General features: G+C 65.6%; 18 protein-coding genes and 1 tRNA gene. 12 read left to right on the plus strand and 7 right to left on the minus strand.

Annotated features, from left to right (window positions below; translation table 11 throughout):
- Positions 1 to 13 precede the first annotated feature (13 nt).
- Both CH273_RS24565 and acpS read left to right on the plus strand, forming a co-directional pair.
- On the plus strand, positions 14 to 9,319 hold the full coding sequence (locus CH273_RS24565) for a type I polyketide synthase (protein WP_032394655.1): 9,306 nt from the start codon (positions 14 to 16) through the stop codon (positions 9,317 to 9,319).
- Entirely contained in the window at positions 9,319 to 9,711 is a 393-nt protein-coding gene (acpS, locus tag CH273_RS24570; RefSeq protein ID WP_008715184.1) for a holo-ACP synthase AcpS, read from the plus strand. The genes CH273_RS24565 and acpS overlap by 1 nt, the downstream gene beginning before the upstream one ends.
- A gap of 77 nt (positions 9,712 to 9,788) precedes the next feature.
- Here acpS and CH273_RS24575 read toward each other — a convergent pair whose 3' ends face one another.
- A complete protein-coding gene (locus CH273_RS24575) occupies positions 9,789 to 10,430 on the minus strand; it encodes a TetR/AcrR family transcriptional regulator (protein WP_371828362.1) in 642 nt (213 codons plus the stop codon).
- 380 nt (positions 10,431 to 10,810) lie between these two features.
- On the opposite strand from CH273_RS24575, the gene CH273_RS24580 reads away from it, so the two are divergent.
- Positions 10,811 to 12,172, plus strand: coding sequence for a hypothetical protein (locus tag CH273_RS24580; protein ID WP_230596674.1), 1,362 nt, complete (start codon positions 10,811 to 10,813; stop codon positions 12,170 to 12,172).
- Positions 12,173 to 12,246: 74 nt separating this feature from the next.
- Positions 12,247 to 13,626, plus strand: coding sequence for a dipeptidase (locus CH273_RS24585; protein WP_032394652.1), 1,380 nt, complete (start codon positions 12,247 to 12,249; stop codon positions 13,624 to 13,626).
- Here the strand turns inward: CH273_RS24585 and bcp are convergent.
- Positions 13,615 to 14,088: a thioredoxin-dependent thiol peroxidase gene (bcp, locus tag CH273_RS24590; RefSeq protein WP_032375973.1), complete on the minus strand. Its 474-nt coding sequence runs from the start codon at positions 14,086 to 14,088 to the stop codon at positions 13,615 to 13,617. The two genes, CH273_RS24585 and bcp, sit on opposite strands and share 12 nt — an antisense overlap.
- 77 nt (positions 14,089 to 14,165) lie before the next feature.
- On the opposite strand from bcp, the gene CH273_RS24595 reads away from it, so the two are divergent.
- The 3 genes from CH273_RS24595 to CH273_RS27845 all read left to right on the plus strand — a co-directional run bounded on the left by CH273_RS24595 (position 14,166) and on the right by CH273_RS27845 (position 14,886).
- Complete coding sequence (locus CH273_RS24595) at positions 14,166 to 14,387, plus strand: DUF3618 domain-containing protein (RefSeq protein WP_032375974.1); 222 nt, start codon at positions 14,166 to 14,168, stop codon at positions 14,385 to 14,387.
- A gap of 92 nt (positions 14,388 to 14,479) precedes the next feature.
- Positions 14,480 to 14,553, plus strand: a tRNA-Lys gene (locus tag CH273_RS24600).
- A gap of 162 nt (positions 14,554 to 14,715) precedes the next feature.
- Complete coding sequence (locus tag CH273_RS27845; protein WP_155290792.1) at positions 14,716 to 14,886, plus strand: hypothetical protein; 171 nt, start codon at positions 14,716 to 14,718, stop codon at positions 14,884 to 14,886.
- A gap of 182 nt (positions 14,887 to 15,068) precedes the next feature.
- Here CH273_RS27845 and CH273_RS24605 read toward each other — a convergent pair whose 3' ends face one another.
- Positions 15,069 to 16,565: an aldehyde dehydrogenase family protein gene (locus CH273_RS24605; RefSeq protein WP_032394651.1), complete on the minus strand. Its 1,497-nt coding sequence runs from the start codon at positions 16,563 to 16,565 to the stop codon at positions 15,069 to 15,071.
- Positions 16,566 to 16,662: 97 nt separating this feature from the next.
- The gene (locus CH273_RS24610) at positions 16,663 to 17,946 is read right to left on the minus strand and encodes an acyl-CoA dehydrogenase family protein (protein WP_230596672.1); all 1,284 of its coding nucleotides are present in this window, start codon (positions 17,944 to 17,946) and stop codon (positions 16,663 to 16,665) included.
- Positions 17,947 to 18,131: 185 nt separating this feature from the next.
- Here CH273_RS24610 and CH273_RS24615 point away from each other — a divergent pair, with 185 nt between their 5' ends.
- The 4 genes from CH273_RS24615 to CH273_RS24630 all read left to right on the plus strand — a co-directional run bounded on the left by CH273_RS24615 (position 18,132) and on the right by CH273_RS24630 (position 22,146).
- Positions 18,132 to 19,145, plus strand: a complete 1,014-nt coding sequence (locus tag CH273_RS24615) for a helix-turn-helix domain-containing protein (RefSeq protein WP_052049357.1) — start codon at positions 18,132 to 18,134, stop codon at positions 19,143 to 19,145.
- A gap of 157 nt (positions 19,146 to 19,302) precedes the next feature.
- Positions 19,303 to 20,523 (plus strand): lipase family protein, encoded by a 1,221-nt coding sequence (locus CH273_RS24620; RefSeq protein WP_143546267.1) that lies wholly within the window; start codon positions 19,303 to 19,305, stop codon positions 20,521 to 20,523.
- 341 nt (positions 20,524 to 20,864) lie between these two features.
- The gene (locus CH273_RS27850) at positions 20,865 to 21,035 is read left to right on the plus strand and encodes a KOW domain-containing RNA-binding protein (RefSeq protein WP_155290791.1); all 171 of its coding nucleotides are present in this window, start codon (positions 20,865 to 20,867) and stop codon (positions 21,033 to 21,035) included.
- Positions 21,036 to 21,117: 82 nt separating this feature from the next.
- Complete coding sequence (locus tag CH273_RS24630; RefSeq protein ID WP_032394649.1) at positions 21,118 to 22,146, plus strand: LLM class flavin-dependent oxidoreductase; 1,029 nt, start codon at positions 21,118 to 21,120, stop codon at positions 22,144 to 22,146.
- 19 nt (positions 22,147 to 22,165) lie between these two features.
- Here CH273_RS24630 and CH273_RS24635 read toward each other — a convergent pair whose 3' ends face one another.
- Positions 22,166 to 22,873, minus strand: coding sequence for an enoyl-CoA hydratase-related protein (locus CH273_RS24635; RefSeq protein ID WP_032394648.1), 708 nt, complete (start codon positions 22,871 to 22,873; stop codon positions 22,166 to 22,168).
- Between the two features lie 115 nt (positions 22,874 to 22,988).
- Between CH273_RS24635 and CH273_RS24640 the strand changes: the two genes are divergently transcribed.
- Positions 22,989 to 23,258, plus strand: a complete 270-nt coding sequence (locus CH273_RS24640) for a DUF7218 family protein (protein ID WP_032394647.1) — start codon at positions 22,989 to 22,991, stop codon at positions 23,256 to 23,258.
- A gap of 1 nt (position 23,259) precedes the next feature.
- On the opposite strand, the gene CH273_RS24645 is transcribed toward CH273_RS24640, so the two are convergent.
- Together CH273_RS24645 and CH273_RS24650 are read right to left on the minus strand one after the other, a co-directional pair.
- Positions 23,260 to 23,748, minus strand: a complete 489-nt coding sequence (locus tag CH273_RS24645; protein WP_032394646.1) for an SRPBCC domain-containing protein — start codon at positions 23,746 to 23,748, stop codon at positions 23,260 to 23,262.
- A gap of 7 nt (positions 23,749 to 23,755) precedes the next feature.
- A complete protein-coding gene (locus CH273_RS24650; RefSeq protein ID WP_230596670.1) occupies positions 23,756 to 24,805 on the minus strand; it encodes a helix-turn-helix domain-containing protein in 1,050 nt (349 codons plus the stop codon).
- Positions 24,806 to 24,814 lie beyond the last annotated feature (9 nt).

The raw sequence follows: 24,814 nt of genomic DNA on the forward strand, positions 1-24,814 counted from the left end.
GGAATCTTCAGCCTTGACGATCAACGAGAGCACACCATCACACGGACGAGGTTCGCGAAGCACCGGCAACGCAGACAAATCCCCTAGAAGCAATGGCGGCTCTCGGACTCTGGCAGATCGTTTCGCCGCGGGCGAGCCGTACGCACTGGCCTTCGGTGGCCAGGGTGCACCGTGGCTCAGCTCCCTCGAAGAACTGGCTCGCGACTCCGCGCTCGAACCCGAACTGACCGATCTCGTCAACGAGGCTGCAGTCACTCTCGCACCCGTTGCCGACGAGCTGCTGGTCGTACGCTCGGTCGGCTTCGACCCGATCGGCTGGATGCTCGAACAGGACCTCGCCGACGACGACACCGCCGGCTCGTACGGACCCTCCGAGGCTGCACTGACCTCCGCTGCCGTCTCGCTGCCCGGAGTGTTCCTCACCCAGGTCGCGGCACTGCGCGCACTGAAGTTGCAGGGACTCGATCCCGCCCAGACCCCGCCGGTCAAGGTCGTCGGACACTCGCAGGGTCTCATCGCCGCCGAATCCGTCGCAGCGGACGGCGCGAAGGACGCGAGCTTCCTCGCGATCGCCCAGCTCGTGGGTGCCGCTGCAGGTCTCGTCGGCCGCCGCCGCGGCATCATCGGTGCCGGAGACCGCGCGCCGATGGTCTCGGTTGCCAACGTCGAACCCGCACGATTGCAGTCGATCATCGCCGAACTCGCGATCGCCGGAGCGCCGGAGCGATCCGCAGCCCTCGCCATCCGCAACGGCCGCCGTCGCGTCGTGCTCTCGGGACCTCCCGCCCAGCTGGCCCGCGTGCAGGAGAAGTGCGAGCAGATCGCTGCCGAGGAAGAGCGCGACCGCGACGCCAAGAAGCGTGGCGGTGCCGTGTTCGCCCCGGTCTTCGAGCAGCTTCCCGTCGAGATCGGTTTCCATCATCCCGCCCTGGCAGACGCTGTCGAACTCGTCAGCGCCTGGGCACAGCGTTGTGGACTCGATGTCGAGCTCGCACGCGACCTCGCGCAGAAGATCCTCGTGGACTCCGTCGATTGGGTCGACGCCATCGACGGTGTCGTCGACGCCGGTGCCGACTGGATTCTCGACCTCGGTCCGGGCGACCTGCTCACCCGCATGACCACTCCGGCGCTGCGCGGACAGGGCGTCGGCATCATCGCCGCGTCCTCACGCGGAGGCCACCGCAACCTGCTCACCCCGGGAGCTGCTCCCGAGGTCCAGCCCGCATGGTCTGCCTACGCCCCCACGCCGGTCACGCTGCCCGACGGCCGAGTCGTGGTCGAGACCTCGTTCACCAAGATGACCGGACGTTCGCCGATCCTGCTCGCAGGCATGACGCCGACGACGGTCGACGCGAAGATCGTTGCCGCAGCCGCCAATGCAGGCCACTGGGCCGAGCTGGCCGGTGGCGGCCAGGTCACCGAGGACATCTTCACCGATCGTGTCGCCGAGCTCTCCACCCTCCTCGAGCCCGGCCGCGCCATCCAGTTCAACTCTCTCTTCCTCGACCCGTACCTGTGGAAGCTGCAGCTCGGCGGACGCCGCATCGTGCAGCGCGCTCGCGCAGCGGGTGCGGCCATCGACGGCGTCGTCGTCACCGCAGGCATCCCTGAGCTCGACGAGGCCGTGGCTCTCATCGAAGAGCTGTCCGAGGCCGGAATCAGCTACGTCTCGTTCAAGCCCGGCACCGTCGCGCAGATTCGCGCCGTCATCCGCATCGCCAACGAGGTTCCGTCCTACCAGGTCAACGTTCACATCGAGGGTGGCCGCGCAGGCGGACACCACTCGTGGGAGGACCTCGACGACCTGCTGCTGACCACTTACGCCGAGCTGCGCTCACGGCCCAACCTCGTCGTCTGCGTCGGCGGCGGCATCGGCACCCCCGAGCGGGCAGCGGAATACCTCACCGGTACCTGGTCGGCCGTGCACGGCTACCCGAAGATGCCGCTCGACGGAATCCTCGTCGGCACCGCAGCGATGGCGACCCTGGAGGCCACGACGGCTCCCGAGGTCAAGCAGCTTCTGGTCGACACCCCCGGAACCCCCGACTGGGTCGGTGCCGGTACCGCCACCGGCGGAATGGCCTCGGGCCGAAGCCAGCTCGGTGCCGACATCCACGAGATCGACAATGCGGCATCTCGGTGCGGCCGACTGCTCGACGAGGTCGCCGGCAACGCCGACGCCGTGGCCGAGCGTCGTGACGAGATCATCGCCGCACTCGACGGCACCGCGAAGCCCTTCTTCGGTGACGTCGCCGACATGACGTACCAGCAGTGGCTCGTTCGCTACCTCGACCTGGCCGTCGGAACCGACTCGCGCAGCGAATTCGACTGCGGCGGCGAGTTCACCGATGCCGTGACCGAGGCACGCGAATCCGTATGGCTCGACATCACCTGGCGGACACGCTTCCTGGAGATGCTGCAGCGTGCCGAGGCTCGCCTGCATCCGGTCGATCGCGGACCCATCCCCACCCTGTTCGCCGACGCCGAGGTTCTCGAACGCCCACGCGCCGCACTGAAGTCACTGCTCGCACAGTTCCCCGACGCCGCCGACGTGGTTCTGCACCCGGCCGACATCACCTTCTTCACCTCGCTGTGCCGCATGCCCGGCAAGCCGGTCAACTTCGTCCCCGTCGTCGACGGCGATGTGCGTCGTTGGTGGCGCAGTGACTCGCTGTGGCAGGCACACGACGCCCGCTACTCGGCCGATCAGGTCTGCATCATCCCCGGTACCGTCGCCGTCGCGGGCATCACTCGCGTCGACGAGCCCGTGGGCGAGCTGCTCGATCGCTTCGAGAAGGCCACCGCAGATCAGCTGCTCGCCGAGGGCATCGAGCCCACGGCCGTCGCCAGCCGTCGCCACGCCGACATCGCACCCGGACTGCTGGGTATCGTGCTGGCTGCTCCCGACGTCACCTGGGCCTCTCGCATGACGCAGAATCCCGTTGCACGCTTGGGTGATCCGGCCGACTGGACCGTGGAATCCGAGACCGTCGCGGCGCACCCGCAGACCGGCTCGTCGCTCACCGTGCTCGATTCCGAGCACGTGGAGCTGCTGGTTCCGCTCGCTCCGGGCAAGGAAGTTCGCATCCGCCTGACGGTTCCGGCCTCGACGATCGACGGCGGCGCGCCCGTCGTCACCGCACAGGACGCCCAGCAGGCCATGTCGGCTCTGCTCGGAGTTGCTGCAGGCCAGGAACTTCCGGCTGTCAAGAGCGGCGTTGCCCGGCTGAACATCGCGTGGATCCCCGATCTGATCGCCGACCACGCAGGCGTCACCGGATCCGGACTGCCGGACTCGCTGACCGTCAGTGGCAAGGCCGTTCCCGACGTCCTCGTCGGTGCCTGCTGGCCCGCCGTCTTCGCCGTCCTGGGTGCCACTCGCAACGCCGAAGGCATCGACGTCATCGAAGGCATGCTCGACCTGGTGCACCTCGATCACAGCGTCGCCCTGGTCGGCGAATTGCCCACCGACACCTCCATTCTCGTGGTCAAGGCCGCGGCCGGAGAGGTGCTCGACACCGATCTCGGCCGCGTCGTCGAGGTCACCGTCGAGATCGGTGCCATGCTCGGTGAGGGGCTCGACGCTCCCGCCGTCGCAACTCTGGTGGAGCGCTTCGCCATTCGCGGACGCACCGGCAAGGGCGAGCTCGTCGACCCGGCTCGCGCCGGTGGCTCGGTGAGCGCCGACGCACAGGACACCCCGCGTCGTCGCCGTCGTCAGGCCACCATCGTCGCCCCTCGCAACATGGCCGCGTTCGCTCAGGTCTCGGGCGACCACAACCCGATTCACACCTCCGACGCCGCGGCTCTGCTCGCCGGTCTCGGCAGCCCGATCGTGCACGGCATGTGGCTCTCGGCCGCTGCCCAGCAGACGGTCACCGCAGTCGACCACGCGGACACCAAGACTCCGCCGCGTCGCCTCACCGCATGGACCGCACGCTTCCTCGGCATGGTTCGACCCGGAGCCGAGATCGACGTTCGCGTCGACCGCACCGGATTCGATCAGGGTGCCGAACTGATCGAGGTCTCCTGCCGTGTCGCAGGAGAACTGGTCATGGTCGCCACCGCTCGCACCGCGCCGCCGAAGACCGTCTACGCCTTCCCGGGCCAGGGCATCCAGCGTGCGGGCATGGGCCTGGACGCACGGTCTCGCTCGAAGGCCGCACGTGAGGTGTGGGAGCGTGCCGACAAGCACACCCGCAGCGCGCTCGGCTTCTCCATTCTCGCTGTGGTACGCGACAACCCGACGTCGCTCAGGGCGCGGGGCGTCACGCACAAGCATCCTGACGGTGTGCTGCACCTGACCCAGTTCACCCAGGTCGCGATGGCCGTTCTCGGCGTCGCACAGGTGGCCGAACTGCGTGAATCCGGTGCGTTCGTGGAGAACTCGATCCTCGCCGGCCACTCCGTCGGTGAGTACAACGCCCTCGCAGCCGTAGCCGGCGTGCTCCCGCTCGAAGCCGTCCTCGAGGTCGTCTTCCAGCGTGGATCGGCCATGCACGCGCTCGTTCCGCGTGATGCCAGCGGCCGCAGTGACTACCGCATGGCAGCGATCCGCCCGTCGCAGATCGGCCTGGCCGACGAGGACGTACAGGGCTTCGTCGCCGGTGTCGCGGCAGAATCCGGTGAATTCCTCGAGATCGTCAACCTCAACCTGCGCGGCTCGCAGTACGCCATCGCAGGCACGGTTGCCGGCCTCGGCGAGCTGGAGAAGAAGATCGCGATCCGCCGTGCCGAGTTCGGTGGCAAGGCCGCCTACATCATGGTTCCCGGCATCGACGTGCCGTTCCACTCCACGGTGCTACGTGGCGGAGTCGACGACTTCCGCAATCGCCTCCAGACTCTGCTCCCCGAGCAGATCGATCCGGCGATCCTGGTGGGTCGCTACATCCCGAACCTGGTGCCCAAGCCGTTCTCGCTCGAGCGCGAGTTCGTTCAGGAGATCGCCGATCTGGTTCCGTCCGAGCCGCTGAACGCCGTTCTCGCGGAGTTCGATTCGTGGGCTGCTCGGCCGAGCGACCTGTGCCGCGTGATTCTGACCGAGCTGCTTGCTTGGCAGTTCGCCAGCCCGGTGCGCTGGATCGAGACCCAGGACCTGCTGTTCGCAGACGAGTCCGACGGTGGCATGGGCGTCGAGCGCTTCGTCGAGATCGGCCTCGGTGCAACTCCGACCGTGGCGAACCTCGCGTCGCAGACCCTCAAGCTGCCGGGCCGCTTCGGCCACCCGGTCGAGGTACTGAACCTCGAGCGCGAGGCTGCGATCATCTACGGCACCGACACCGACCCGGCTCCGGCCGACGAGGAAGAGTCGGCACCGGTGGAGGCCGCTGCTCCGGCAGCAGCTTCGGCCCCTGCCGCGGCACCCGCGCCCGCTCCGGCCGCAGCACCGTCCGGCGGACCTCGTCCGGACGACATCGCGTTCGTCGCGGCCGATGCGACCAAGATCCTCATCGGTCTGTGGACCAAGCTGCAGCTCGATCAAATCGGGCCCGCCGACACCATCGAGGCACTGTGCGACGGCGTGTCCTCGCGTCGTAACCAGCTGCTCGTCGACCTCGGTTCCGAGCTCTCGCTCGGTGCCATCGACGGCGCAGCCGATGCCGACATGGGTGCGCTCTCGGGCACGGTGAACAAGCTGGCTCGTACCTACAAGCCGTTCGGTCCGGTGCTCAGCGACTCCATCAACGACCACCTCCGCAAGGTCTTCGGCCCCTCGGGTCGACGCCCGGCCTCGATCGCCGATCGCGTCAAGAAGACCTGGGAACTGGGCGACGGCTGGGCGCACCACGTCACCGCCGAGGTCGCTCTCGGTACCCGTGACGGTGCCTCGGTTCGTGGTGGCGCACTCGGCGGCCTGGCCGACGGCGCTCTCGCCGACGGCAACGCAGTCGACAACGTCATCGACGCGGCCGTGGCCGCGGTGGCCGCACGCCGCGGCGTCGCAGTCTCGATGCCGCAGGCAGGCGGCGGGGCCGGCGGAACCGTCGACGCTGCTGCTCTCGGTGAGTTCACCGAGCACATCACCGGCCGCGACGGCGTCCTCGCCTCCGCAGCCCGGCTGGTACTCGAGCAGCTCGGACTCGCCGATGCTCCCAACGCAGTGCTGGCCGAGGATCCCGATGCCGCTCTGGTCGAGCTGGTTTCGGCCGAGCTGGGATCCGACTGGCCTCGCCTCGTCGCCCCGGCGTTCGACGCCAAGCGCGCCGTCCTGATCGACGACCGATGGGCAACCGCGCGTGAGGATCTGGCCCGGTTGTGGCTCGGTACCGCAGGCGACATTTCGGTCGAGTCCTTCGCCGGCGCAGGCAATGCCGTTGCGTCGCAGGCACAGTGGTGGAAGGCCAAGGCCGACCACGAGAACAAGACCGTGCTCGCCGAGACCTTCGGACGCATCGCGGATATTGCGGTCGCATCCGAGGACAAGGGTCAGTGGTCCGACGAGGTCGCAGTGGTCACCGGCGGCAGCAAGGGGTCCATCGCAGCTGCGGTGACAGCCAAGCTGCTGGCCGGCGGAGCGACGGTCTTCGTCACCACCTCCAGGCTCGACGACGAGCGACTCGGCTTCTACCGCAGCCTCTACCGCGACAACGCACGCAGCGGAGCATCGCTGTGGGTGGTTCCGGCCAACATCGCGTCGTACACCGACGTCGATGCGCTCATCGAGTGGATCGGCAGCGACTTCGTCGACACTGCCGGTGGCGCGAAGACCCTGGTCAAGGCCGCAGCGACGCCGACTATGCTGTTCCCGTTCGCCGCACCGCGGGTCATGGGCGAGATGTCCGACGCCGGAGCTCGCGCCGAGATGGAAATGCGCGTGCTGCTCTGGTCGGTCGAACGGTTGATCGGCGGACTGTCCAAGGTCGGTCACGACACCGACATCGACACCCACCTGCACGTGGTGCTGCCGGGATCGCCGAACCGCGGAATGTTCGGTGGCGACGGTGCCTACGGTGAGTCGAAGGCTGCACTCGATGCTGTTGTCGCCAAGTGGGGCTCGGAGAAGAACTGGGCCGAGCGGGTGTCCATCGCCCACGCTCACATCGGGTGGGTACGCGGAACCGGCCTGATGGGTGGCAACGATCCCATCGTCGAGGCCGTCGAGGCCGAGGGTGTGCGCACCTGGTCCACCGACGAGATGGCGACCGAGCTGCTCGAACTGTGCACGCCTGCCGCTCGCCGACAGGCTGCGCAGGAGCCGATCGTCGCCGATCTCACGGGCGGGCTGGCCAACACCAAGCTCAACCTCGTCGAACTCGCTCGAGACGCAGCTGCGGCCGCGGCCGAGAAGACCGAAGAGGTCGTGGACAGTTCGGTTATCGCAGCACTGCCCGCACCGCCGCGGCTGTCGACGACGACCACCGCTCCGGCGTGGCCGACACTCGATGTCGACCCGAAGGACCTCGTCGTCATCGTCGGTGCCGGCGAGCTCGGACCGTACGGTTCGGCACGTACACGCTTCGAGATGGAGGTCGACGAGCAGCTCTCTGCCGCAGGCGTTCTCGAACTCGCGTGGAACACCGGCCTGATCGCCTGGGAGAACGATCCCAAGCCGGGTTGGTACGACATCGAGTCCGGTGACCTGGTGCCCGAGGAGGACATCGCCGACAAGTACCACGACATCGTGGTCGAGAAGTGCGGCATCCGCACCTACGGCGACGACGGCGCGATGGTCGGCAACACCGCTCCGCTGATGACCTCGATCTTCCTCGACAACGACCTGACATTCGTGGTCGGAACCGAGATCGATGCCCGGTCGTTCGCAGCAGCGGATCCCGAGCACACGCTGATCACGCCGGTCCCGGATTCGAGCGACTGGCAGGTCACCCGAAAGGCGGGCACCGAGATTCGTGTCCCGCGCAAGATGAAGCTCACTCGCACCGTCGGTGGGCAGATTCCGACCGGATTCGATCCGACCAAGTGGGGCATCTCGCCCGACATGGCCAGCTCGGTCGACCGTGTCGCACTGTGGAACATCGTCACCACGGTCGACGCGTTCATCTCCTCGGGCTTCAACCCGTCGGAATTGATGCGCTGGGTGCACCCCACGCTGGTGGCCAACACACAGGGCACCGGCATGGGCGGCATGGAGTCCATGCGCTCGCTGTACATCGACACCCTGCTCGGTGATGCTCGTGCGAACGACATCCTGCAGGAGGCTCTGCCGAATGTCGTTGCTGCGCACGTGGTCCAGTCGTACATCGGTAGCTACGGCGCGATGGTTCACCCCGTCGCCGCCTGCGCCACCGCGGCCGTCTCCGTCGAGGAAGGCGTCGACAAGATCAAGCTGGGCAAGGCGCAGCTCGTGGTCGCCGGCGGCTTCGACGACCTGAGCAACGAAGGCATCATCGGCTTCGGTGACATGTCGGCCACGGCGGACTCGGCAGCGATGACCGCCAAGGGCATCAGCGATCGGCGGTTCTCGCGGGCGAACGACCGCAGGCGCGGTGGATTCGTCGAATCCCACGGCGGCGGAACGATTCTGCTCGCTCGCGGCGACCTGGCACTCGAGATGGGCCTGCCGGTCCTCGGAGTGGTGGCCTACGCACAGTCGTACGGCGACGGAGTGCACACCTCCATCCCGGCTCCGGGACTCGGTGCGCTCAGTGCCGGTCGCGGCGGGAAGGATTCGGCGCTCGCACTCTCGCTCAACGCACTCGGCGTCAGCGCAGACGACGTGGCCGTGATCTCCAAGCACGACACCTCCACCGCAGCCAACGACCCCAACGAGGCGGAATTGCACACCCGCCTCGCCAAGGCCATCGGCCGTTCCGACGGCGCTCCGCTGTTCGTCGTCTCGCAGAAGAGCCTCACCGGACACTCGAAGGGTGGCGCAGCTGCCTGGCAGCTGATCGGCCTGTGCCAGGTGCTGGCGAACGGTGTCATCCCGCCGAACCGCAGCCTCGACTGCGTCGACGACAAGATGACCGCGTTCGAGCATCTGGTGTGGGCACGGGAGCCGCTGCGCTTCGGTGACTCGGTGCCGCTCAAGGCAGGTCTGCTCACGTCCCTCGGATTCGGCCACGTGTCCGGACTCATCGCCCTGGTGCACCCGCAGGCATTCGTCGAGGCCGTTCCGGCGGACCGGCGTGCGGAGTACATCGCGAAGGCGAACGAGCGCCGGATCGCCGGTCAGCGCAGGCTGATCTCCGCGATGGTGGGGGGAGACTCCCTCTACGAGCGGCCCGACGATCGACGGCTCGGACATGACGGGACGCCGGCCAAGACGTCACGTGAACTGGAGGCGAACGTGTTGCTGAACGAGTCCGCTCGCCTCGGTGAGGACGACGTCTACTCCTCCGGTCTGCCGGGTGCCATCTGATGGCGATCCTGGGAGTGGGTTTCGACCTGGTGACGGTGTCCGACTTCGCCGAGCAGATGGAGAAGGTCGGCACGACGATGATCCGCGACAGCTTCACCGCGGGCGAGCGCCGTCATGCCGCGACGAAGAGTTCCGATCCGACCCGCCACTACGCAGCACGGTGGGCGGCCAAGGAAGCAGTGCTGAAGGCATGGGCGACATCGCGATTCGCTCGGCCGCCGCAGATCGGTGACAACCCGTATCCGCTGATCGAGGTCGTCAACGATGCGTGGGGCCGGCCGTCCATCAAGTTGCACGGGATGGCGCAGGAGTTCCTGCCGACGGTGAAGATTCATCTGTCGCTGACGCACGACGGTGACATCGCCGCTGCCGTGGCCATTCTGGAGGAGTGAGTTCGCTCCGACAACGAGTCAGGCCCGTCCGATCCAGGTGATCGGGCGGGCCTTTCGTCTGTGCGGGCTCGGGTTGCTCAGGCTTGCTCGGTGTCGCTCGCCGAGCCGCCGGAGCGCCTGCTCTCCTTCTCGGCGACGAGCAGGTACGCCATCATGATGCGTTTGAGCTCGGCGACGGCGTCCTCGTGGCTCTGGCCGTCCTGCACGGAGAAGTTGAGCATCGAGTAGACGATGTGCACCAGCACCTGAGCCATGAGGTTGCGGCGATGCCGAGGCGTGCGCGGAGTGAGCGGTCCGAGCATGCGCGAGACCTGCTCGGCGAACTCCCGCTCGTGGATCACCCCGGTTGCGCGGGTCGACGGTGTCGACTGCATGGCGAGCCACACTTCGCGGCGCGACGGATCCGTCATCCACATGCCGGCCATGTGGTCGACGAAGTTGTTGAGGAAGCGCACCCAGTCCAGGGACGGCACCTCGCCGTCGAACTCGGCCAGCTCCTGTTGCACCCCGACGAGGTCCTGGCGGTTGAGCTCGCAGACGATGACGTACTTGTTGGCGAAGAACTGGTACAGCGTGCCGATCGGGAGTTCGGCGCGCGACGCGACTTCCTCGCAGGTGAACGACTCGAAACCGACGTCACTGAGCAACTCGCGTGAGGCTTGCAGCAGCGCGTCGAACTTGCGCTGGCTGCGTTCCTGGGTAGGACGCCGTCGCGGCATGAGCTCCTGAGTCTGTGCCGTCGACTCGAGCGCGGCGTCGAGACGGCGCGAGGACTGGGCACGAGCAGAGGATTCCACCCGGTCAGGCTATCCGGCGCGGGTGCTCGATATCCACAACGGTCCGCGAGGTCACGCCCGCAGGCTGCGCATCTGGCTCGAACAGGCGGGTTCCAGCCTAGGATTTCGAAGAATCCTGGGGTCGATTACAAACGCCGGATCCTCATACTGTGACAAACTCCAAGACCGATCTCGGCCAATTTAACCGTCAACAGGTATGGTTTAGGTAACAGAATCAAATTCCGTGCAGGGTGATCGTCGTTCGGAACCGCTGAACGACGTTCATGGTCGGGTGCCTCCACCCTGAGCACAGGGAGACTGCCATGGCAATTATTGGTATAGCGATCGAATCTGGCTCGATGCAGACAGTGCTGTTGGAGCCGACCTCGGGCGAGGTTCTCGCCGACCGGACGACCCCGCTCGATCCCGACGCCGCCTCGGTTCTCCCCGCCGCGATCGAGACGATGCGCAGCGAGGCGGCGACGCTCGACGAAGACGTGGACGCAGTGGGAGTGGTGTATCGAACCGAGGAGGAGCGCGCGGAGTTCGCGGATGCCCTCGGCGACGAACCCGCAGTGCTGTCGTCGGTGACCGAGTCGTTCCTCGGCTGGCTGGCAACCTCGAAAGAATTCGCCGACGCGAAGACCGTCCTTCTGTACTACATGGGCGACACTGGCGTCTCCATTTCTCTCGCCGACGCAGCCGACGCCTCGATCACGCCAGCGAAGACTGCTGCGCTGGACTCGATGTCGCCCGAGCGCATCGGCAGCACCATCCCCCTGGCGTGGGAAGTGGTCGATCAATCCGGCAAGAAGCCCGAGTTCGTTGCGTTGTTCGGCGACCGGTCCAGTAGTCGAGACCTGGTCGACATCCTGTCCCTCGGGCTCGGCGTTCTCGTCGTGCGCGTGGGTGATGCGGACCAGGTCGCAGCGCGGGGAGCTGCGCTGCTGGCGCATCAGGAGGAGCCGACAGCAGTGGCCGCACCGCCGGTGGCGACCGAGGAGCCGGAGCAGGTCGAGGTTGTCGAGACCGAGGTCGTGGAAGCGGACGAGATCGACGCCCGGATCGCCGTCTTCGAGGCCGCGGAGTCCGATCCAGAGGTAGCGGCGGACGCGGATGTCGACAGGGTGGTAGCGCCGCTTCCGGTGCCTGCCGTGCGGTCGGTCGTCGGGGCCGAGCCGGCCCGGTCGGCAGGCTCCGGGCGCAAGCTCGTGTTCGCCGCAGTGCTGCTGGCCGGGGTGCTCTCAGCAGGTGTCGCGGTCGCTGCGACGTTGCCGGATGAATCCGAGACGACTGCCGAACAGAGCGTCGATCGACGCGACGCCGGTACGGATCTGGTGGGGGCGACTCGGCAGGCGGACCCCACCACGTCCGACCCGGTTGCGGTCGTCGTTCCACCGGCACCGGATATTGCGCCCCCGACCGAGGCGAGTCCCCCGACAGTGGACCCGTGGGCGGTTGTCGAGCCCGCACCGACCACTGAGCCTTGGGTGACACAGGATCCGCCACGTCAGGCCGTGGCGGCTCCGCAGCCGGCGACGACCACGGTGGCCCCTCCGCAGTTCACCGTTCCTGTTCCCATTCCGGAGCCGGGTAAGTCGCCCGAACAGCTCGAACAGGAAGCGTGGGATCGGCACTGGCAGCAAACCGGTGAGTGGATTCATCAGGAGCTCTCCGGCGGCTGACGGTGAACGGTTCGTATGACGAGTGATGACAGACTGGCTACGGCCCGTCTGTCATTTTCTCGTTTGGAGGATTCATGCCCGCCGATTCGCGACCCGTCGACGTTCGATCTGCAATCGCATCGCAGATGCCCCGAGCGAAATCGGAGCTGGCAGAGTTGGTCCGGTTCGCCTCGGTGCACGATCCTCGGCAGTTTCCGGTCGAGGAATGCACCGGTGCGGCGCAGTGGGTGCAACGGGCATTCGTCGACGCGGGAATTCCCGACGTCCAACTGATCGAGACGGTCGACGGCTCACTGGCGGTCGTCGGTTCGCGGCCGGCTCGCGCGGGAGCGCCGACCGTTCTGCTGTACTCGCACTACGACGTTCAACCTCCGGGTGACCGAACACTGTGGAACAGTGAACCTTTCGAGCTGACGGAACGGGACGGCCGTTGGTACGGGCGGGGTTCGGCGGACTGCAAGGGCAACGTGATCATGCATCTGCTGGCGCTACGGGCACTGGGGGAGTCACTCGACGTCGGCGTGCGCATCATCTGCGAGGGTTCGGAAGAGATGGGCACGGGCGGGTTGGAAGCGCTCGTGGAGCAGCGACCCGAATTGTTCGTCGCAGACATGGTCGTCATCGGCGATACCGGGAACACGAAGGTGGGATCGCCGACGGTGACGACCACGCTTCGCGGTATCGCGAATGTAGTAGTGCACGTGGAAACGCTTGCAGGAGAGGTGCATTCCGGAATGTACGGCGGTCCTGCTCCCGATGCGCTCGCAGCCTTGGTGCAAGTGCTCTCCACGTTGCGGAACGAGCAGGGAGACACCGTGGTCGACGGTCTGGACGGAACGCAGACCTGGGACGGGGTCCAGTACGACGCCGAGCAGTTCCGTGCCGATGCCGGGGTACTCGACGGCGTCGGGCTGGCCGGCTCGGGCTCGGTAGCGGAGGCGGTGTGGGCGCGGCCCGCTCTGACGATTCTGGGGATCGACTGTCCACCGGTGGTGGGGTCTGCTGCTGCGATCTCGCCTCGTGCGTCGGCACGGCTCAATCTGCGGGTACCGCCTGGAACGGATCCGCAGCGGGCTCAGGATGCCCTGGTGGCTCATCTGGAGGCGCGTACGCCGTGGAATGCGCGCGTCACCGTCGAGCGTGAAGCGATCGGATCGCCGTTTCGAGCCGGGACCGACGGGCCGGGATATGCGGCGCTGTCCGAGGCGTTGGCGGAGGCATTCGGGCATCCCATGGGGACGGCCGGCCAAGGTGGGTCGATTCCGCTGTGCAACGCGCTGGCTCAGGTGTTGCCGGACGCCGAGATCGTGCTGATGGGCGTCGAGGAACCTCGGTGTCGGATCCACGCTCCCAACGAGAGCGTGGATCCGTCGGAAATCGAGAAGATGGCCGTCGCCGAGGCGTTGTTCCTGCAGCGACTGGCCGGGTTCGGCAGTGAGGACTCAGACAGCTAGATCGCGGCGAAGCTTGGCGACGTGGCCGGTGGCCCGGACGTTGTACTGCGCCACCTCGATCTTGCCTGCCTCGTCGACGAGGAACGTGGAGCGAATGACGCCCTCGTAGACCTTGCCGTAGTTCTTCTTCTCCCCGAATGCGCCCCACGCCTGCAACGTCGTCTTCTCCTCGTCGGAGAGCAGGGGGAACGTCAGCTCTTCCTTGTCGCGGAACTTGGCGAGCTTGGCTGGCTTGTCGGGGGAGATGCCGATGACTTCCAGGCCTTCTCCGTTGAGCTCGGCGAGGCTGTCCCGGAAGTCGCAGGCCTGCTTGGTGCAGCCGGGGGTGCTCGCGGCGGGGTAGAAGTACACGATCACCTTCTTGCCTGCATAGTCGGCGAGAGAGACGTCGTTGCCGTCGGCATCGGGCAGGGTGAACGCCGGAGCGGTGTCGCCCGGCTCGAGCTTGCTGTATTCGGTCACCGCACGAGACTATCGAAATGTCGTCGTGCTCTAGGCTCGACTGCGACCGAGACTATTTGCAACAAGTTGGAGGACACGTGGCCAAGGACACCGACCGGATCGAGCGCGAGATCGAGGCCGCTCGCAATCAGCTCGCCAGCACCCTGGACGAGCTGAGCGTCCGTGCCAGCCCCAAGAACATCGTCGCCAATACCAAGCAGTCCGTGGTGGCCAAGCTCAACGAGCCGGCAGTGAAGTTCACTCTCCTCGGAGTCGGCGCAGTGGTGGCAGTTCTCGTGGTTCGCCGGATCTTCAACTGAGTCAGCAGGCGCTCCGACCAGCCGATTTCACATCTGACGGTATCTGCTGTTAATGTTTCTCCCGCACCGCAGAGAACACGCGGTGCGGATCGGCGCCATTAGCTCAGTTGGTTAGAGCAGCTGACTCTTAATCAGCGGGTCCGGGGTTCGAATCCCTGATGGCGCACAACAGATGCCCTTGCCAGTGGAAACACCGGTAAGGGCATCTTTGTGTTGTACCCACGGGTCGAAGGAGCGGTAGACCTCGAAAGCCGAATGCAGGCCGACGTTCGCCACGCCCGAGTGAGTTCGAGGAAGCAGATCCAGTGCTCGCGCCGCATCCGAGGCGATGTCGCAGGTGCTCGGACCGGGCGGGTACGGAACCCGAACCGACACATCGGCTTCGGACTCCGACTTGATCGTGCCGACCGAGAACTTCGGGTGGCAGTTCGATCGGTACTTCGGCATCCCGGCCATCTCGGTCACGAAGTTACCTGTGGACGCCGCTCACCGCGGGTGAGCACTCGCTCGTGGTGGAGCAGACCTCGGCCTGCGGGCCCATCGCATCAGTGACGGTCCATCCAGCAACGGCGCTCGGGCCTTTGTGACTGGTAACGCCGAGACGGACGAGCGGATCTGCCCGTCCGCCTCGGTGTCGAGAGCCCCGAAAAGGTTGTGTTGCTGTCGAAGTCGATTGCGTGGTCAGCCCCTGTTGATGATCACGGTTTTCGTCTCGGTGTATGCCTCGAAGACCGACGAACCGTGTTCGCGGCCCCAACCCGACTGTTTGTAGCCCCCGAACGGGAGCGCAGGATCGAGAACGTGGTAGCTGTTGATCCACACCGTGCCGGCCTTGAATCCGGCGGCGATATTGTGCGCCTTGGACAAATCCGAGGTCCACACCGCCGCCGCGAGACCGTAATCCGTGTCGTTGGCGGCCTTCATGAGCTCGCCGTGGTCGGAGAAGGACGAGACGGCTACAACGGGGCCGAATATCTCGTCGGTCACGACTTTCATCGATGGCTTGACGTCCGTGAGCACCGTGGGTTCGACGAAGTACCCCACTGTTCCTTTCCGTTTGCCGCCGGTCACCGTTGTCGCCCCCTCGGCCTCTCCGCTGCCCAGATAACCCAGTACGCGGTCGAGCTGTCGCTGCGAAACCAGGGGCCCGATCTGAGAGTCGGGGGAGAGGCTGTCACCGACGGTGAGCTGAGCTGCAGCGGCGGAGATGCCCTCGACGACGCGGTCGTAGACAGCCTCCTCGACGAACAGTCGTGAACCCGCCTCGCATGCCTCACCCTGATTGAAGAAGATCGCATTCGCCGCGCCCGCGATGGCCGCGTCCAGATCTGCATCAGCGCAGATCACGTTGGGCGACTTTCCGCCCAACTCGAGAGTGACCTTCTTGAGATTGCCCCGAGCGGCGTTGATGATGCTCTTACCGACTTCGGTGGATCCGGTGAACGAGATCTTGTCGACACCGGGATGGGCGGCCAGTGCGTTGCCGACATCGTGGCCGTATCCGTGGACGATGTTGACAACGCCGTCCGGAATTCCGGCTTCTCGCAGAATCTCGCCGAGAAGTGTTGCGGTGAGCGGTGTTTGTTCTGCCGGTTTCAACACCACCGTGTTACCGGCTGCCAGAGCGGGAGCAAGTTTCCATGCAGCGAGCATGAGCGGGAAATTCCACGCGATGACTGCGGCGACCACACCGATGGGCTCACGGACGGTGTAAGCGAGATAGTTCCCGGGAGTCGCTACCGCTGACACCGGGATGGTGGTCCCCTCGATTTTGGTTGTCCACCCGGCGAAGTAGCGGAACCAATCGATGGCGAGAGGGATGTCGACCGCGCGTGCGTAGGTTGCGGGTTTGCCGCTGTCGAGCGCTTCGAGGATCGCGAAGTCCTCGGCCTTCTGTTCGATGAGTTCGCCTACGCGCCAGATGATCTTGCTTCGTTCGGACCCGCTCATTCGGCCCCACGGGCCGTCGAGGGCCTCTCTGGCCGCAGCCACGGCTCGATCGACCTCGGCCACGCCACCGAGGGCGACGTGGGCGAGTTCGGCACCATCGGACGGGTTGAATGTCAGGAATTGCTCGTGTGATCGAGAGGGTGCGTCCGCTCCGTCGATCAGGTGATTCACCGGTCGGCTCAAGAAGTCCGTGACCGTTGTCGGTACCGCGATAGGTGATGCTGTCATCTGTATTCCTCACACTCGAATTTCAGGGTTTGAGTCGATTCATCAACCGCAAGAATGGGTTGGGCGCGGTGATATGGAGATCGAGGCGCGAACGGTGCTATGCCGGCGTGGTGCTGAGTCGGTTCTCCGCAGCGGCCAGCGGGTCGAAAGTCGGGTCCTTCAGCAGCTTGTGCAAGTTGCGTCGTCGAACGCCCATGTTGCCGCCGTCGTAGACCGGGAAGCACAGGACGTCTTCCATGATCGCGGCGATCGGGGTCAGATTGGTGTACGCATCCACACCCACCAGACGCATTGCGTCGTAGACCACCTGAACTGCCGTCTCGGAAGCGAAGATCTTGACCCCGTTGGCCATTTCGCGGTCCTTGCCACCCGTGCGATCGAAGTGATCTGCGGCTTTCCACGAGAAATAGCGCACTGCTTCGATCCGTGTCTTGATGTCGGCCAGCATGTAACCGGCATTCTGGTAGTCGATGACCGGAACGGGGCCGGACCGATGGTCGGTCTTGGTGAAGTGATACGCGTAGTCGAATGCTGCACGCATACGGCCCACACAAGCTGCGCCGATGGTGGAACAAGTCCACGAGAACGCCGTCGCTACGATCTCGAGTCCATCTCCGGGCTTGCCGATCATGTTGTCGACGGGCACGCGTACGTCCGTGAACTCGATGCGTGGCGAATTCGTTGCGCGGTGCCCGATGGTGTCGATCATTCCGGTCACCGAGACGCCCGGGGTGCCGCGTTCGACAACGATCACGGCCAGGGATTCGCTGGGCGGCAAACTCGGATCTGTTCGACACACGACGCTGATCAGGTCGGAACCGAGGCCATCCCATCCCGACCCGTTGGTGGTGTAGTGCTTCGCTCCGTTGATCACCCAGTGGTCCCCGTCGCGCTGCGCGAAGGTCCGAATGCCGGAGTCGGGATCGGGGGAGTCGTAGTTCGCGCCTCCGGTGACTTCCGTGTAGGCGATCGCGGCGAGGCGTGGTTCGTCGCCGCAGAACGACGGCAGCCAGCGTCGCTTCTGCTCTTCGGTGCCGAAGTTGATGATCGGATTGAGTCCCAGTCCGGTGGCCAACAACGCCGAGGGCACGTTGATGTCGACCCGCGCCAGTTCCTCGGCGGCCAGGGCGAAGGTCAGGTTGTCGAAGTACGCGCCTCCGTACTCGTTCGGCACCAGTGCTTTCAAGAAGCCCATCCCCACCAGCTGCTTGTAGACCGGCAGCAACGCATAGAACCGTTCCTCGGGTTTCGCGAGCGCGTCGGTGGCACCGGCCACCTGAGACAGGACTTCGTCGGCGACCTGCCGCGCCTGGGTTCGGACGGCCAGCTGATCGGGACTGAGTTCGAAGCTCAACGACATCTGTTCTCCCTGAAGGGTCATGGGTGGTAGTCGATGTGTGACGGGTCACACCGGTGCAAGCGTGCTGCAACCCCTCGTGGCGTGTCTTGGACCTCGCTGCAGTCTTTTCGGTAGATCCCTGCAGTCATCCACCGTTCGCCAGTGCGTTTGCCGAGTGTGGGGTTGGGTGTGATTCGACGAACACGACAAGGGATCTCGGAGCGCGAATGACTGATTTCTGGTCCACGGAAGAGCTCGGACCGGCCGACCAAGTCGGTTACTGGACGGATGTGTTGTGCCAGGCCTTCACGCCGTTGATTCCGTTGCGGTCTCGCGATCACGTCGGGCGGAGCCGGATCAGCTCGGGTCTTCCCGGCTGGGTCCGCTCGTCGCGCATCGGCGCACTGCAGGCGGCGGAGATCGCATCGTGCACCCAGCAGGTCACGCACGGTGAACTGGAGGTCTCGCGGAGTCCCGAGGACGTGGTGTTCGTCAACCTGCAGATCGACGGCCGTTGTCTGACCGAACAAGACGGTCGTCGATGCGTCGTCTCGCGCGGTGAATTCGCCGTCGTCGACTCCACCCGTCCGTACAGCTTGGAATTCGTCGAACCCGACGACTCCTCGGAGCTGTGGAGGGTGTTGTCGTTTCGCATTCCCCGCGAGTCCGTGGCAGACCTGATCGGAGATCCGTCACGAGCGCCGACTGCGACGACGTTCGACGGCGAACACGGCAGCGCGCACGTGGCGCGTTCGTTCATGGTGTCGACCTGGCAATCACGCGACGACCTGGGCTCCGTGGCCGAACGTCACATGCTCGGAACTGCGCACGTCAGCACAGTTCGCGCCGCGCTTGCCGGAGCCCAGCGATCGGCGTCGGACGGCAGTGTGTCCGACGGTGAAATGCGCCGAGTCGCTGCGGCTGCCTATATCGACGCCCACTTGCCGGTCGGTCAGGTATCGGCGGCCGACGCGGCCCGTGCCCTCGACGTGTCCGTTCGCACGTTGCACGCCGCATTCGAACAGTCGGGCACGACCTTCGGCGCGGTCGTCCGAAGAAGGCGTCTGCAAGCCTGCAGCCACGACCTCACGACGGGAGATCCGCGGCGGTCGATAGCGTCGTTGGCTGTGTACTGGGGTTACTCGGATTCCGCGCACATGGCGAAAGTGTTCCGATCCGAGTTCGGATGTACGCCGTCGGAATATCGGCGACGGTGCTCGCGTGCCCCGAGCACGAGGTGACCGACAGCAGGTTCGGTCGTCGACGAATCCGGCGTCGTGACCCAGTCCGGTGACGCCGAGGGTGACGCCACCGGGTCTTGTCGAGCTGCGCTGTCCCGAGTTCGATCCATCGGTGGGTCTCGAACCAGATCCACGCCAGGCCTTCACGGATCGCGGAATGCGGATCCGCACTTCGGGCGGCATACTTGCTCGCGCCATGAAGCTCCGTGTCGTCACCCTCGCCCTGTTCGTTCTTGCCGGGTTCTGTGTCCAGTCGGTCGCACCCGTCTCGGCGGCTCCCGTCGCTGCCGATTTCTACGGAGCGCCCGTCGTCGGCCTGGAGGCGTATGCACCCGGGTCCATCGTGCGCCGAGAACCAGTGCCGCAGCTCGACCTCCTGGGAGCACGCACCGAACGCATTCTGTATCGATCGGCCGATCCCCGCGATCGTGCGGTGGCGGTGTCGGGGCTTCTGGTGACACCGACTCGGGCGTGGGACGGTGCCGGACCCCGGCCCGTGATCGCCTATGCGCCAGGAAGTTACGGGGTTGCCGATCGTTGCTCGGGGTCGACCGAGCAGGGACTGACAACCACGATGCCGGCACTGCTCCCACTGCTGGCGCAGGGGTACCAGGTGGTCACGACGGACTACCAAGGGCTCGGAACCCCGGGTGAGTACGAGTTCCTGGGCCGGGTCGCCGGCGCCCGTGCACTGCTGGACGCGGCACGGGCCGCAGCACATGAGACCGGCGCGCCCGTCGTGCTCTACGGATACTCGGCGGGCGGCGTCGCATCGGCCGCCGCCGCAGAGCTCGCATCCACCTACGCGCCCGAGTTGTCCGTGGTCGGGGCCTTCGTCGGTGCCGCTCCGACCGATCCGGTGGTCCGCGTCGAAGGCCAGGACGGCTCCGCATGGGCCGCGACGATGCTGTACACGATCGACGGTCTGATCGGCGCACACCCCGATCTCGCCGACCGGATCCGCGCCCTCTTCAACGATCGCGGACGCGCGGCTCTCGACGCGGCACAAAACTTCTGTACCACCGACGCGCTCGCGTACGGACCGCTGCGATCCGAGGATCTGACTGCTGACGGCTCGTCCCTGGGAGAACTGATGACCGGGCCCGTGCTGGGGTCACTGACCGTGGCGAACACCGTCGGGTTCACCGCGCCCGTCGCGCCCGTGATGATCGTGCACGGCGTCCACGACGCGTCCGTCGAGATCGAGCAGAGCCGACTGCTCGCGCAGCGTTGGCGCGCCGCGGGTGCCGTGGACATCACCGTCCGCGAGTTCGATTTCGGAACCGAGCTCGTTCCGGAGTTCGACCACACGGCCACGAATGTCGCTGTTTACCCCGAGGTGATCGGATGGATCGATCGACTTGTCGCGCGGGCGTGATGCGACGCGCAACAGGTAGTAAGTGACGTAGATCACCCGTGACCGATGTGCGCTTGCTCGCCTTCGATTCGACTCACTTTCAACAGCTACCAGGTGCAGGGCGTACCGGAAAGCCTGCTGCTTCCGATAGCGGACCGACAGAACATGATCACCACTGGAAACGAGGCCACACCATGAGCAACCGCAGAAGTCTCTCCAGCCGACTCTTCGAGGGTCTCGGCCGCATCACATGGGGCTACGGCAAGCGAAAGCTGGAGGAACGGCGCGCACGCAAGCGCGGACAGCGATAAGCCGAACGGTGAGTGTCCGATTTCGGCACCCTCGGTCGGTACGGTGCAGGGATGGACGGATTCGAGGTAGGCGACGGAGTCACACCGCTGACCGGGCCCATGGCAGGTATGTACGGAACCGTGGTCTGGTTCTACGAGGACAAGCAACAGTTGCTCGTTCGCTTCGGCGCTTCCCAGCAGATGTACTACGCGGCGGACGAGCTGAAACGATGGGGTGAGTAGTCGCCGGCTCGACGCAGATCGGAATAATTGAATCTTCACCGATGCTGATGGAGTCGACCAACCCGAATCGAAAGGTCCCACCATGCATCTGGGCGTAGACAGCTTCGTCTCTTCCGTGACCGATCCGACCGACGGCCGGGTGATCGCTCCCGAGGAGCGAATGGGTCACCTGCTGGAAGAGATCGCCCTCGCGGATCAGGTCGGGCTCTACTCGTTCGGCATCGGCGAGCATCACCGCAGCGAGTACTACGATTCGGCTCCGTCGATCATTCTTGCCGCGGCAGCCGCGCGCACCGAGAACATCCGACTCGGCAGCGCAGTCAAGGTGCTCAGCGCAGACGATCCGGTACGGGTGTTCCAGGAGTTCGCCACCCTGGATCTGATCTCCAAGGGCCGGATCGACCTGGTCGTGGGACGTGGATCCTTCACCGAATCCTTCCCGCTGTTCGGCCTCGACCTGGCCGATTACGACTCGCTCTTCGCCGAGAAGCTCGACCTCCTGCTGCAGATCCGCGACAACGTCGAGGTCACCTGGTCCGGTCGGCACCGCCCGGCGCTGACCCGCCAGGGTATCTACCCGCGTCCGCTGCAGGATCCGTTGCCGATCTGGGTCGGCGTCGGTGGAACGCCTGAATCCTTCGCTCGCGCAGGGCTTCTCGGGCTCCCTCTGATGATTGCCATCATCGGCGGAGAACCTCGACAGTTCGCCCCGCTCGTCGATCTGTACCGTCGCGCTGGAGCGCAGGCGGGCCATCCGCCGGAGCAGCTGAAGGTGGGCCTGCATGTGTTCGGCTTCGTCGCCGAGACCACGACGGCCGCAGCCGACACCATCTACCCCGGCTGGAACGAGATGTTCACCAAGATCTCTCGGGAACGTGGATTCGCTCGGCCCAGCCGGCAGCAGTTCGATGCCACCTCCGGTCCCAACGGTGCGTTCTTCATGGGAGATCCGAAGACGGTGGCGGACAAGATCCTGCGAGTGAGCGATCAACTGGGAGGTGTGGACCGGCTGTCGTTGCAGATGACCAATCCGCGACTGGCGCACAGTGACCTGTTGCGCGGGATCGAACTCCTCGGCACCGAGGTCGCTCCTCTGGTCGCAGGAAGTTAGCGCTGCGCTGGCGGCTCGGTCAGTTCGAGGCCCATTCCATTTCGTCGACGCCTGCGACAGGCGTCAGAAGAGAACGGATCTCGGCCGAGTACATGGTGCGTTTGATCTCGCCCAGGACGTCACCGCGGGTGCCGGCCAACTCGGCTGCGCGCGCGATGGCGTCCTCGCGCACCCGCTCCTGCGTCGAGACCGCGTCGACCAGGCCGAGCGCCTTGGCCTCGCCACCGCCGTACCGGCGGCCGGTCGTCAGAGCCTCGTGGAACGCATGTGGAGCCAACCTGGCACGCACCATGTCGACGGTTCCCGGGCTGTACGTCGCACCGATGTTCACGCCGGGGAAGCAGAGAAATCCGCGATCGGATCGCATGATCCGGTAGTCGTGCGCCATCACGAAGAACGCGGCACCACCGTAGGTGTGTCCCTGCATTGCCGCGACGGTTTGCATAGGAAATGTCAGGAAGCGCACCAACATCTCCTGCACCGTCCCGATGAATCGGTTGATCTGGTCGAGGTTCTCGGCACCCCAGGACAGATCGACTCCCGTGGAGAAGAACTTTCCCGTCGCCGTCGTGACCAGCGCAGCAGGACCCGTTCCGGTCTCGATTTCGTCCAGAAGCGCGTTGATCTCGGCAACCCAGTTCGGGCTGATGCGGTTCTCGGTATCGTCCACACCTCGACTGCCGAGGTTCAGCACGAATACGTCGTCGAATCGTTCCAGGTATGGCATATCCCGAACGTACCCATTTTCTGTTGTTCTAGCTCACAACGAGGGAAGCGTCCGTGTTTGCCCGGGGGCGAAGCGGGTAGCTGTACGAGCACTATCGACGGAACGGAGGGCCGGTATGCCGACCAACGACGATCAACCACAGCTCAAGGACCAGGATCTCTACGAGAAATTGCGCGAGGACGGAAACTCGAAGGAGAAAGCCGCCCGCATCTCGAATGCCGCAGCGAAGAAGGGGCGAGACCAGGTCGGCAAGAAGGGCGGAGAATCCGGATCCTACGAGGACTGGACGGTCGACGAATTGACCGACCGAGCCAGGGAATTGGGTCTCGAGGGCTACTCGAAGCTGAACAAGGAAGAGCTCATCGACGCGCTACGCAGTCACTGATTCACTGCGGGCGAAGCGACGCGTAGTACTCCTGCAGCGACGGGTAGTAGTCGTCGAAACTCGGCAGCGGGGCGTCGTCCCTGGATGCGACGAGCATATCCAGGTAGTACTCCCAGCCGGGACCGATGTCGCCCAGACCGTCCGTGCTCTCGCAACTGTGCACCAGAACGACGACCGTCGAGCCGTCCCTGTCGTCGAGGCGAACCTCGAGCGGCCACTGCATCACGTCGAGCGTTCGCACGGCAAGCCGGCCGGGCGGCTCGCACGCTTCGATCGCCATGTCCGATGCAGGCTCGCCCTCCTCGAACCGCATCGTGACGCGAACGGTGTTATCCGAGATGCGCTCCCACGGCCCGAACCACCTTGCCGTTCGCGACGATTCGGTGATGCTGGCCCACACGTCCTCGCGCGGAGCGGCGATGGTCCTGGTCAGCTCGAGAGCGAAGCCGGTGTCGGTGCTGCGCAGCGTGCCCGTGGGCGTCGGTTCCATCGACTGATTATGCGACTGCGGTGTCGCTGCCGTCGAGCACCATCATCATTGCGGTCGCGCGGGCACGGTGTTCGATCGAATCGACCGGGTACCCCACTGCTTCGGAGACCTTCGCAAGTCGGTGCGCCACGCTGCTGTGGTGCAGGTGCGTTCGGTCTGCTGTCGCCCGAAGGCTTCCGGATCCCAGGTACGCGCGAAGCGTGCCGAGCAACTCCCGGCCGTGAGGCGTGGCGCGCAGTTCGTTCGCGCGCACGAGGTCGGGAACGTCGCTGAGTGTCAACGAACTTCCCCTGTCCAGCAGGTTCAGTGCACCGAGCCGATCGGCGATCACGACGGGTCGGTACTCACTTGCCTGCGCCAGGGCGAATCGAGCATTCCCGAGGTGTCGATGGAGATCGTCGGCGCGCAGGGCAAGGGAGACACCCAGATGGCAGCAGCCGACCGGCGGTGCGGGCGGTTCGTCCGTCAGGAGGTAGAGGACGTGGTCGTCGACCGTGATCGGCACCGACCGACCGGCCGTCGGCGAGGCAGGTCCCGGCGGTGAGTCCGCGGCTGCCACGGCCACTCTCACTCGGTCGGTCGGTTCGATGTGCAAGGCGGTCAGCGAGCTCAGCAGTGCGATGTCGTCGACAGGGAACAACACCGAACGGGTGTGTTCGGCAGCGGACGGACTGTGCCGTGGTACCAGAATGACGGCTGCGGTCAGGGCCATTCGATCGACGAGCATGTCGTCGAGAGCGAGCGCGGGACCTGCGCGCTCGATCCACACCGAGCCCATCACCACGTCGTCGACGACAACGTCTTTGGCTGCCGACCGCTCGCCCGCGGCCTGAGTCAGCCAGCGGCCCTTCGGATCGCACCGCGCACGCTGGCGGTGTCCGCCGGACGTGCCGACGACGTCGATTCCGACCACGCAATCGGCGAGAGCAGCGCTGGCGCGGAGCATCGCGGTGGTGTCGGCGCCGTGTCTGATCAGTGCGTCGAAATAGTCGATCACGCGCACCAGGCCCGCGGAGTCGGCATCGAGCTCCGCGAGCCGGTACATCAGTCCTTGCATGAAGCGACG

Origin of the sequence: Rhodococcus sp. 05-339-2 (assembly GCF_002258965.1) — a bacterium.
GTDB lineage: Bacteria > Actinomycetota > Actinomycetes > Mycobacteriales > Mycobacteriaceae > Rhodococcoides.

Excerpts from the sequence above, each read along its gene's own strand:
- CH273_RS24610 (WP_230596672.1), bottom strand. The coding sequence starts at position 17,946 with ATGACCCTTCAGGGAGAACAGATGTCGTTGAGCTTCGAACTCAGTCCC.
- acpS (WP_008715184.1), top strand. The coding sequence starts at position 9,319 with ATGGCGATCCTGGGAGTGGGTTTCGACCTGGTGACGGTGTCCGACTTC.
- CH273_RS24635 (WP_032394648.1), bottom strand. The coding sequence starts at position 22,873 with ATGCCATACCTGGAACGATTCGACGACGTATTCGTGCTGAACCTCGGC.
- CH273_RS24585 (WP_032394652.1), top strand. The coding sequence starts at position 12,247 with ATGCCCGCCGATTCGCGACCCGTCGACGTTCGATCTGCAATCGCATCG.
- CH273_RS27850 (WP_155290791.1), top strand. The coding sequence starts at position 20,865 with ATGGACGGATTCGAGGTAGGCGACGGAGTCACACCGCTGACCGGGCCC.
- CH273_RS24640 (WP_032394647.1), top strand. The coding sequence starts at position 22,989 with ATGCCGACCAACGACGATCAACCACAGCTCAAGGACCAGGATCTCTAC.
- CH273_RS24575 (WP_371828362.1), bottom strand. The coding sequence starts at position 10,430 with ATGCCGCGACGGCGTCCTACCCAGGAACGCAGCCAGCGCAAGTTCGAC.
- CH273_RS24645 (WP_032394646.1), bottom strand. The coding sequence starts at position 23,748 with ATGGAACCGACGCCCACGGGCACGCTGCGCAGCACCGACACCGGCTTC.
- CH273_RS24650 (WP_230596670.1), bottom strand. The coding sequence starts at position 24,805 with ATGCAAGGACTGATGTACCGGCTCGCGGAGCTCGATGCCGACTCCGCG.
- CH273_RS24630 (WP_032394649.1), top strand. The coding sequence starts at position 21,118 with ATGCATCTGGGCGTAGACAGCTTCGTCTCTTCCGTGACCGATCCGACC.
- CH273_RS24580 (WP_230596674.1), top strand. The coding sequence starts at position 10,811 with ATGGCAATTATTGGTATAGCGATCGAATCTGGCTCGATGCAGACAGTG.
- CH273_RS24615 (WP_052049357.1), top strand. The coding sequence starts at position 18,132 with ATGACTGATTTCTGGTCCACGGAAGAGCTCGGACCGGCCGACCAAGTC.
- CH273_RS24605 (WP_032394651.1), bottom strand. The coding sequence starts at position 16,565 with ATGACAGCATCACCTATCGCGGTACCGACAACGGTCACGGACTTCTTG.
- CH273_RS27845 (WP_155290792.1), top strand. The coding sequence starts at position 14,716 with ATGTCGCAGGTGCTCGGACCGGGCGGGTACGGAACCCGAACCGACACA.
- CH273_RS24620 (WP_143546267.1), top strand. The coding sequence starts at position 19,303 with ATGCGGATCCGCACTTCGGGCGGCATACTTGCTCGCGCCATGAAGCTC.